The sequence below is a fragment of the Italian clover phyllody phytoplasma str. MA1 genome (assembly GCF_000300695.1).
Classification (GTDB): domain Bacteria; phylum Bacillota_I; class Bacilli_A; order Acholeplasmatales; family Acholeplasmataceae; genus Phytoplasma.
On sequence record NZ_AKIM01000041.1, the window covers coordinates 1 to 1,926 of the forward strand.

1 protein-coding gene and 1 pseudogene are annotated in these 1,926 nt (G+C 26.3%); both read right to left on the reverse strand.

The annotated features are described in order from the left end of the window. Positions 1-49: 49 nt before the first annotated feature. Positions 50-1,062 (reverse strand): annotated as a pseudogene (locus tag RI01_RS02030) (ATP-dependent helicase). 68 nt (positions 1,063-1,130) lie between these two features. Beyond that, a complete protein-coding gene (gene tpiA / locus RI01_RS02035; RefSeq protein ID WP_017193000.1) occupies positions 1,131-1,898 on the reverse strand; it encodes a triose-phosphate isomerase in 768 nt (255 codons plus the stop codon). Between the last annotated feature and the right edge of the window lie 28 nt (positions 1,899-1,926).

Sequence of the window (1,926 nt, forward strand, 5' to 3'; positions counted from 1 at the left end):
TTAGTTTGAAAAGATAGGAAATTATCTATTAATTTTTAGTCTTAAAGAGTCATTTTAAAATAAAAAGTTGTATGAAAAAACGGAACACCTCAGGTGGATCTGGTTGAGATTCATAATTATGACCAATTAACATATTAGCTTTACTTAAAATATTTTGAGTTGATCGATAATTAGCTTTTAAAGTATAAATATCAGCGTTAAAATCTTTTTCAAACAACATTTGGCATATAACATCTTTATCTTTAAAACGATAAATCGTTTGGTTCGGATCTCCCGCTAAAAAAATAACACTCTTTTTGCCGATAATTTTGATTAATTTATATTGAATTAAATCTATATCTTGAAATTCATCTACCAAAAGATAAGCGAATTTTTTCTGATAAAAAGAAGCTACCGAAGGGTTATTTTTTAATAATTGATAAGAATAAATAATTAAATCATCACAATCGACTAAATTATTAGTTTTGAAAAAACGACAATACTCATCATAAATTTGTTTCATTTCCGGGGAAATAAAATTTATTTCGTTATATTCTTTTTTTAACAAAAGATCATCCGTCTTATTAGTCAGGATATTATTAACAATTTCTTTTTTAGCAATTTTTTTTTTAATTTTCGAAATATAACTTTGAATTTCCAATACTTTATATGAATCTTTATCAATACCCAATTTTTTCATATTTTCTTTAATAATAGATTGTCCTTCGTTTTCGCTAATGATAGCAAAAGAGGAGTCCATTCCAAAATTAAGTTTATCGATATATTTTCTTAAAATTTGGGTACTTAAAGCATTAAAAGTTTTAATAGTCAAATTATAAAATTCAGTATTAACTATTTTTTTTAGATTTTTTTTATTTCTTTAGCAGCATTATTAGTAAAAGTAATTGCTAAAATATTTTCACTCTTAACGTTTTTTTGTTCCAGTAAATAGGCTATTCTATTAGTAAGTGTTTTGGTTTTGCCAGTGCCTGGACCTGCTAGAACAAAAAGAGAACGATCAGGATAAGTAACTGCTTTTAATTGTTCTGAATTCAGATTTTTTAACCATTTTGGTTGCAACATATTTTTGAAACCTTCTTTTCGCAATTATTTCTTCTTTCTCAAAAATCAATTAATAAAAAATATTTATCTTATTCTTGTGTATATTTTTTCGCTATTTCTGTAAAAAATAAAAAATTTTCATATTTTAAAGAACTATTACCGGCTAAAATACCGTTAATTTCTTTTTGTTGTAAAAAAGCTTCCACATTAGAAACGTTAACGGATCCGCCGTAAATAATGTTAACTTTTTGAGCCGCTTCTTCGTCATACATAGTAGCGATTTTCTTTCTTATTTGACCAATGTTGTAATTAGCATCTTCTGGTGTAGCACTTTTACCAGTGTTAATAGCCCAAATTGGCTCATAAGCTAAAGTAATATCTTTTAAAGACTCGCTGGCTACATTTTGAAAAATAGTTTCTAATTGGTTATTTAAATATCTTTGAGTTTCGTTTTTTTCTTTTACTTCTAAACTTTCCCCTAAACAAACCAAAGAACGCATTTGTTGTTCTAAAACAGCTAAAAGTTTTAAATTAACTATTTCATCCGTTTCTTGGGAAAGGATTCTTCTTTCGCTGTGTCCGATTAAAACATATGTAACGCCTAAAGATTTAATATTTTGAGGAGAAATCTCTCCTGTAAAGGCACCTTCATTTTGATAAAAAACGTTTTGAGCGCCAATTCTTAAATTTTTACCTTCTATTTGTGTTAAAGTATCTAATAAAGTAATTTGTGGAAAAATAATTGTTTCTACTTCATTTTTATTAGGTACTTTGTCGTTCACTTGAAAAATATAATTCAAAGATTCATCTTTGTTTTTGTGTAATTTCCAATTGCCTGCTATAATAATTTTTTTCATTTTTTTCCTCTGTTTTTAAAAAGCTGTT